Below are 7,569 nucleotides of genomic sequence, written 5' to 3' on the forward strand. Positions count from 1 at the left end.
AACTGTTTGGATTAGTCAAAGCCAGGCGTAAGCGTCATCGAGAGATTGACGCTTACACCCAACAAATTTGGGTTTTATCTTCTTAAGTTGACACCAATGGGCAGTGCCGTGCCCCTACACGCGACGATATAATGTTGTACCGCATCTGAATGGGAACTGCTATAAATCCCCTCCGAGATAACGCAGAGGGGGATTTATTTTTTGGATAATTTCCTTCTGCTCGGCGTTATCTGCTTCTGCGTACAAATCACCAATAATTTGCTGGAGAGATAAGTAGGCGCGAACCTTAGCATCAGTGGTTCTACTTTCTATTTTGATTACCCCCTTGTTAAAATGCAATGTCTTGCATAGTTAATATTACTTCTTATTGTTGCATAAAAACTGTTGATAACTGTTAACTGTCAACTAACAACCATCAACTAACTACTTCCTGCAATTATCGCAATGTCCACACTGCCAGTTTGCCGCTTCTTTGTCAAAACCAAAGGCATTTAATAAAAATTGCCAGCGGCATTGCTTTGTTGTAAGATACTGATTCATCTGCTTTGCAGGATGTAATTGCGTCGTTAACTGCTTTGGTCTGCTTTCTTCAATAATGTACTCGAAAGGGTTAAGCCAGTTTAACTGACCGCTGCTGTGGAGAAGAGAAAGAGCAACAGCACCATCGGGAAATTGTTTGGTAACTGCATTGACTTCTCCCTTTTTCGGCAGTTTTTTCATTAATTGTTGTGCGTCAAGTTCTTGCGATCGCATCCGATCCTCAAAAAACTTCTGTCTTTGCTTATCCTCTGGATCTAACCATCCCGTAGGTTCACTAATCAACATCAACGCTTGCGCTGGTTTTCCATCTCTTCCAGCGCGTCCGATTTCTTGCACATACTCCGAAAGCAAATGCGGTGCGTGGAAGTGAACCACCCAACGCACATCTGGCTTATTTATCCCCATCCCAAACGCACAAGTACAAACAACAAACATGGTTTTTCCACTTAGCCAACTCGCTTCTACTGCACGGCGTTCTTCTGCACCCAATCCCGCATGATAAGAAGTTGTAGAATAACCTTTTTCTCTCAACCACTCAGCTAAATTCTCGCTATCTCGCCGAGTACGTACATAAACTAACCCAGGTTCTTGTTTCCGTTCTTGAATAAACTTTAATAAATGTTGCTTTCTGCCTCTTGGTGTCCAAACAATGCGAACACTGGGGTTAAGATTAGAACGGTATGGATTAACACGAAAAAACGCCGGTTGCTCTAATCTTAAGACTTCTTTAATAGTTTTTTGAGCCAGAGGATCGGCGGTGGCGGTAAAAGCGGCTACGCTGATGTGTGTTCCCTGTGGTTTGAATTTGAGCAGCGCTGGTCGCACCGCCCCCAATCTTCGATAAGCTGGTCGAAATGTATCGCCCCATTGTACCAGACAATGTGCCTCATCTAATATCAATCCGTTAATTTTTAACTGCGGCAAACACAATCTTTCCCAAACTGGCGGACTTAGTAAAGTTTCTGGCGATAAATACAGCAATCTTAGCTGTTGTCGTTCCAAAGCTTGCAAAACCGCACGTCGTTGGCTAGAAGGCAATTCACTATGCAAAAGCGCTGCACTCAAGTTGCGCTGACGTAGTTCCTGCACTTGATTTTCCATCAACGCTACCAAGGGGGAAACTACTAGCGTTAATCCTGTTTGTAGCAGTGCCGGCAACTGAAAGCAAATAGACTTTCCGCCACCTGTGGGCATGATAATTAATGCGTCTTTTTCTGCCAACAAACAGCTGATGATTTCTCCTTGTGGCGGACGAAAATCATCATAACCCCAAATTTTTTGAAAAGCAGCACGGACATCTTTCCAAGCTGGGGATTGATGTTGATTCATAATTGATAGTAGGTAGATGCACCCTTCTCCTTGCACACTTCATTTACATGACGTGAGTATTAATATAACCTTGGCTATCAAGTTAAGGGTTCAGTATTTTCTACATTAATTTGTATAAAATATATAATTTTCCTTTTGACTACTCAAAATATGGCTGAAAGACGAGTGAAAGAAGAGGGGTTTCAACAACTTTAATGCGCTGACCGCACAGATGAATTAAAATTAATTACCATATCTAAACACTATAAATAATCAATGTAGTCTGATGAACGAAGAATTAAAACATAAGTTTTATATCAGTACCGATAAATCTAAATTAGATATAAAAGCAATTCATGATTTTTTACAAAGTTCCTATTGTTCCGAGAATATTCCATTAAGAATTGTCGAAAAGTCAATCCAAAATTCTTTATGCTTCGGACTTTATGAGAGTAATACGCAACTTGGCTTTGCGAGAGTAATCACTGATTATGCAACTTCTGCGTTGTTAAAAGATGTTTTTATTCTTGAACCTTATCGAGGACAGGGTTTAGGTAAATGGTTTGTCAACTATATTTTGGAATATCCAGAATTGCAAGATGTTCAAAGGTGGTTATTAGGAACAAAAGATGCTCATGGGCTTTATCGTCGATACGGTTTTAAAAATTTGACAGAACCGGAAAAAATTATGATGCGTTTAAATCATAATGCTCATCATCTGTAAGATTTTTTTATGTATATATAGCAATCCGATTTTAATTTTAAAACAATCTAGGTATTTGTAGGTATTTGTAGGGTGTGTTAGACGGAACGTAAGATCGCACCATCGATTATGTTTTGGTGCGATCTTCCTACGGCATAACACAACGGCAATATTGGGGGAGGACGGCAGTTTTGCGGGAAGAAAATCTACACCGCAAACTGCCTCGAAAATCCACACCCCAATAAGCCGGACCCTACGTATATGTTCAAAAATCAAATAGGAGTCCTATAGGACTTACGCACTCATATTGTCACCAATTGAATTTACGTAGGGGCAATTCATGAATTGCCTCTACAAGACTTTAGTGGGTGCGCTCATTCCTACGTATATAGGACTTACGCATTGACAAGCAAAAGCTAAAAATAAATTTTAAAGTGCAAGTGCTGCTTAGGTTTTCCAAAATATACTCACGCACAAATGCGCGTAAATAAGTTCCTTTGCAATTCGTACCAATTATCAATTATTTTCTGAGTAAGTTCTACTTATTGCGCTCCATTTCTTAATTTTTCTCTCAGATGCTCTTGCCGTCCTCTTATTCTATATTCTTCAATTAATTGACGATGAAATTCTGACCCCTGTATCAAAAAATTTGCCCTGAGAATAAGATTTGTTTCTCCACAGGCACTAGCTGTAAATTTCATGTCTCTTACTTGTGTCAAAATAGCATTATCAAGTTGAGTATTGCCGCTATAACTACGTAAACTCATCTTGGTAACATTACCTTGTTCATCAATATCCAAAACTACATCGGCTCTACCTTCAATACCTTTTTTTCTTAACTCCTCTGGATACTGAAAACTGCATTTGATGCAATCAATTTTTGCCTGACTTATGAACACAAGTAGTTTTGGTAAGCTCTTTTCACCCCTCACGGCAATGCTGATTCCGTTGTTATTCTGAGGAGTCACACTAATAAATTGAATTCCTGGGACTGGTTTGTTGCGACGAAAATTATTGCTACAAGGTAAAGATAATTGAGTATTAGAAATATTAAATATTTGGGTATTACCTTGTCTTCTGGGAAAACTCAGCAGAGTTTTGGGGATGGGAGTAACTAAAATTAGTTCCAATCCTCTCTCAGTTAATTTGTATTTAATTCCGGTAATTTGTGTAATTTGTGCTTTTGCAGGTTGAGCAAACAGTATTAATAAGCTTGCACCAAAAGAAAGTGAGTTAAATAGACGATGTTTCATCTTGAATTACCATTGAAAGTACAATCAACGCTAAGTGGTATAAAGCTGACGGCATGACATAAATGCTACAAAGTTAAAAATTACGGATTGACAAAATAAACGAGATATGAGTTGGCGCGATAATAATGAAGGCAAAATACTATGATTTCTCTTCATTAGAATTACGCATTGACATACTTAAAGTTTTGACATATTCTGAACAAGTTTGTGTAAAGTAGACAACTTGAGGAAGAGTTTAAGCCCTTACTTGCGTAAGCAGGCTTTACTTCACTTCGGGTTGATATAAGCTCAAATCCAATTCGGACGCGAAGTCCCTTGGAGTTAAACAAAGAGTTTTTCAGGGTTTTGCCTCTACCAACTTGGAGCAAGAAAACTCACTTTTGTGTGAGCTTCAGCCAACCTTGATCAAAAGAGAAGAGGCAAATGATAATTTCTGATTCTAGTACCTTGAGTAGTATTAGCCATGCTCTCAATGCTGCTTCCCTAATCAGCGCTAGCATTCAAAATCAATCAAGCTTGAGTCTGAGTAAAGATACTAAACCGCAGCTAGCAAATAGCTCAAAAAGGCTTTCACACCCAACTCCTACTACTCCCACTTTCATTGCCCAAGCTAGCACTCCAACATTCAGCTCGGATGCTAGCAAATGCAGTCAAAGTAAAGCACGCGACAAGTACAAACAGCCGTTTGCCTGCGACAGTATTTGGAATATGCCGATTGGATCAAACGCGGAATACGTTGATGCCTATATCGGCTCAACGAGCGTTGGAGTTGACACCGACTGGTTCATCATAACCAAGGAAAGTGACCCAGCTGTGCCAACCTATATGCCTGGTGCTTGGGGTCAAGGTCGCTGCACCGGCACTAAGCCGCAGCAGCAGGCGCAATGGCATCCCGAAGCGGGTCAACCGTTGAAGGTTCCTTACGATCTCGTCATTGAGGATGCAAAGCCAGGGTTTACTCCAAACAACTCCTCGGCGTTCTTGATGCCGGATGGCAGAACCCTGGTATCTTATAACGTCACCACCCGTTGTGAGGAGGGTGCCCCGCTTTACGGTGTCTGGTTTGGAGAGCAGGACATCTACGGCGATGGCATTGACGGTGGACATGGTGGCTCAGGGATGTCGAGCATTGGCGGTAGCATTCGCAAAGGTGAGTTGTTGAACAACAAGCCTATCCGTCACGCACTCAAGATTGTTATCTGGGGCAACTGGCTACACTACAATTCTGCATCGTCAACTCCGGGTCGCCGCTGGCCCGCCCGTCTCGCTGATTCTAATGCGGCAAACCAATATCATGGCTCCAATCCGGCGCTGGTTATGGGTTCGTTGCTAGCAATTCCGCCCGATGTCACAGCAGAGAGCTTGGGACTGACTAGCAAAGCAGGCAAGAAAATCTTTAAAGCGATGCAAGACTACGGTGCTTACGTCGTTGACGATGCCGGGTGGGACTACAATTACCTCTGCGTTGAGCGAAGCGCCGAGCAAGAGTACGAGCAAGCCACCGGACATCAAGTTCATGGAGATGCAGCGCTCCAAGCCGACTTCGCCAAAATCATTGCTGCGGTGAAGGTTGTGGACAACAACGGACCCAACAGCATTGGTGGAGGTGGTACACCACGCCAACCTTTAGCAGCACCAATTGGAAATTAGAAGCAGTGCTCGTTGCCACTCTTACGGCGACAAAAAAAGCGGCGTTGCACCAATCAAGCAGATGAATTAGGTGATAAGCAAAGGTTTAAGCTTTGCTTATCGCCTCAAGCTTGCGTGCTTGCATCGATACAGAACCATACAAGCTATACCCAAAGAAATTACCCCAAAGATTCTCCGGAATAACCATAAACCATATGGATCTTCTTCTATCAGCTAAAAAAGCATCAAGGAGATATCTAGATTATGGTGAGGGTAATTCCATATCTTCTCCACAGACCAACCCTAGAATTAGGTGCGAGTCGTGAAGAAGTCAAACAAATGCAAAATATTCTCAATCAGCGGCTAAGGGAATTTGATACCGCATCGTCGTTTCCCCAAAATGTGGCGGAAACTGGCTACTTTAATCAAAACACTTTAGTTGCGGTTAAATACCTGCAATGCCTGACTTTTTTACCGATAGATGGCATTGTCGGACCAAAAACTTGGGCTTTTTTGTGTGAGGGACCTGCTAGCTTGCCACGCTTGCATGTCGGCACTGCTAGTTCGGTAGTTAAAGCTGTTCAAGAGGCACTAAGATACGCTGGTTACTACTTTGGTACAGTTGATGGTATCTTTCAACAAAAAACTGCTGCTGCTGTCAAAGATTTTCAGGTATCCTGCCAAATGACCGCTGATGGTGTGATTAATCCTCAAACCTGGAAGGCGTTAATTAAGTTAGATGCTCATGCGAAATACTGTTACGTTAACATGATTGACAGCTGTTATGAAAAGCACGAGCAGGCTTGGCTAGGAAAATTTTCAGATGTCGATTGCCATAATTGATGTATTTTCTTTTACATGCACGCGAGTGTAATTTTGTAAATAAGTTGGTGGAGTAATACCTGGTTGCAAACGAGAATCAGCGATCGCTTCACCAGCAACTAATTGCAATGGTACAACACCCGCCCACACTGGTAAATCGTAATCTATTTCATCATCTAATGGCGCACCAGTCCGCATCTTGGCAGATGCTTCTGCTAAGGGAAGCGATAGTACTAAGGTTCCTTGTAATTCTTGGCGACTGGGTTGGCGCACTTCTGCCCATCTTCCGGGTACTACATGCTCGGTGAAAGCTCGTAGAGCTTCTAGCTTTTCTTCGGCATCTTTTACTACGCTCGGTGTACCAAATATGACTACAGAACGATAGTTCATTGAGTGATGGAAGGCTGAACGCGCCATTACCAAACCATCAAGTAAAGTTACGGTGAGGCAAACTTAAATACCAGTAATTAAAGAGCGCAACATGCGACTTGCTGGTGAACCGTGTATGTAAAGTTGGTCTTCTACGCGACCGTAAGCAGTGGGAATGACAAACGGCTGATTATCTATTGCAAATCCAAGATGACAAATTAAGCCTTCATCCAAAATTTGATAGATGACTTGGCGTTGATAATTTCCGCGCTGAGGTACTCGTTTGATTTGGCTGCGTTGTGTGGGAGTTAGGTTTTCTGGATTATTCATAGATGATTTGCAGCGCTTAAGCGCTCACTACGAGATTGAGTATCATTTGATTGCCTTGGGAGAAACCAAGACTGGAATATACTGGTTTACCTGCTGGTGAGGCACCAAGAACTACTTGCGTGCAGGCGATCGCTTTCAAATACTCTACTGCTATGCTAGTTAATCGTTTGGCTATGCCTTGTCTGCGGTAAGATGGTTCGACGTAAACGCCCCAAATGTATCCGGTTTTGCGGTACTCTGGTTTAAAAATATTCGGGAATAAATCCCCAATGATTTGACAGCTTGCAGAACCAACAATTACATCATCAACTTCTGCGACAAAAGCTTTGTAAAACAAATCTCGACGCGCCATGTCGATAAACTCAAGGGTGATATTATGCCAGTCTGGGTTGATGGCATCTTGCGGGATGCCCATATCTTGCCACATTTGGTAAAAGTGCTGTGCAATCAGTAAGTCTTCTTGGGTTGTTGCTTCTCTGATGATGATTTGTCTTTGTGTCACTTTACAGGTACTGTTCTATATTTACTGGACATCCTTGGACATCGCTCAACATTTCTTGCTTCAACCTGGGGAGTCGGCTCCTTGCAGTCCACAAGCGTTAAGTTCGGGCGGCG

Annotated in this window: 7 protein-coding genes and 1 pseudogene; 3 read left to right on the forward strand and 5 right to left on the reverse strand. The window is 42.3% G+C overall.

Annotated features, from left to right (window positions below; all coding sequences use genetic code 11):
- Positions 1-159: 159 nt before the first annotated feature.
- Both AABK37_RS38990 and AABK37_RS38995 read right to left on the reverse strand, forming a co-directional pair.
- Positions 160-339, reverse strand: a complete 180-nt coding sequence (locus AABK37_RS38990) for a hypothetical protein (RefSeq protein ID WP_432556760.1) — start codon at positions 337-339, stop codon at positions 160-162.
- Between the two features lie 84 nt (positions 340-423).
- Complete coding sequence (locus AABK37_RS38995; RefSeq protein WP_432556761.1) at positions 424-1,869, reverse strand: RecQ family ATP-dependent DNA helicase; 1,446 nt, start codon at positions 1,867-1,869, stop codon at positions 424-426.
- Between the two features lie 265 nt (positions 1,870-2,134).
- Here AABK37_RS38995 and AABK37_RS39000 point away from each other — a divergent pair, with 265 nt between their 5' ends.
- The gene (locus AABK37_RS39000) at positions 2,135-2,572 is read left to right on the forward strand and encodes a GNAT family N-acetyltransferase (protein WP_432556762.1); all 438 of its coding nucleotides are present in this window, start codon (positions 2,135-2,137) and stop codon (positions 2,570-2,572) included.
- Positions 2,573-3,093: 521 nt separating this feature from the next.
- Here AABK37_RS39000 and AABK37_RS39005 read toward each other — a convergent pair.
- On the reverse strand, positions 3,094-3,804 hold the full coding sequence (locus tag AABK37_RS39005; RefSeq protein WP_432556763.1) for a TonB family protein: 711 nt from the start codon (positions 3,802-3,804) through the stop codon (positions 3,094-3,096).
- A gap of 423 nt (positions 3,805-4,227) precedes the next feature.
- Between AABK37_RS39005 and AABK37_RS39010 the strand changes: the two genes are divergently transcribed.
- Both AABK37_RS39010 and AABK37_RS39015 read left to right on the forward strand, forming a co-directional pair.
- The gene (locus AABK37_RS39010; protein WP_432556764.1) at positions 4,228-5,454 is read left to right on the forward strand and encodes a hypothetical protein; all 1,227 of its coding nucleotides are present in this window, start codon (positions 4,228-4,230) and stop codon (positions 5,452-5,454) included.
- 243 nt (positions 5,455-5,697) lie between these two features.
- Complete coding sequence (locus AABK37_RS39015; protein WP_432556765.1) at positions 5,698-6,276, forward strand: peptidoglycan-binding domain-containing protein; 579 nt, start codon at positions 5,698-5,700, stop codon at positions 6,274-6,276.
- Here AABK37_RS39015 and AABK37_RS39020 read toward each other — a convergent pair.
- Both AABK37_RS39020 and AABK37_RS39025 read right to left on the reverse strand, forming a co-directional pair.
- Positions 6,253-6,954, reverse strand: a pseudogene (locus tag AABK37_RS39020) (pyridoxamine 5'-phosphate oxidase family protein). The gene AABK37_RS39015 and the pseudogene AABK37_RS39020 overlap by 24 nt on opposite strands.
- 16 nt (positions 6,955-6,970) lie before the next feature.
- A complete protein-coding gene (locus AABK37_RS39025; protein ID WP_432556766.1) occupies positions 6,971-7,456 on the reverse strand; it encodes a GNAT family N-acetyltransferase in 486 nt (161 codons plus the stop codon).
- Positions 7,457-7,569 lie beyond the last annotated feature (113 nt).

Source organism: Tolypothrix sp. VBCCA 56010 (assembly GCF_050875635.1).
Taxonomy (GTDB): Bacteria; Cyanobacteriota; Cyanobacteriia; order Cyanobacteriales; family Nostocaceae; genus Hassallia.

Coding starts and splice junctions, on each gene's coding strand:
- AABK37_RS39015 (WP_432556765.1), top strand. CDS start 5,698: ATGGTGAGGGTAATTCCATATCTTCTCCACAGACCAACCCTAGAATTA.
- AABK37_RS39005 (WP_432556763.1), bottom strand. CDS start 3,804: ATGAAACATCGTCTATTTAACTCACTTTCTTTTGGTGCAAGCTTATTA.
- AABK37_RS39000 (WP_432556762.1), top strand. CDS start 2,135: ATGAACGAAGAATTAAAACATAAGTTTTATATCAGTACCGATAAATCT.
- AABK37_RS39010 (WP_432556764.1), top strand. CDS start 4,228: ATGATAATTTCTGATTCTAGTACCTTGAGTAGTATTAGCCATGCTCTC.
- AABK37_RS38995 (WP_432556761.1), bottom strand. CDS start 1,869: ATGAATCAACATCAATCCCCAGCTTGGAAAGATGTCCGTGCTGCTTTT.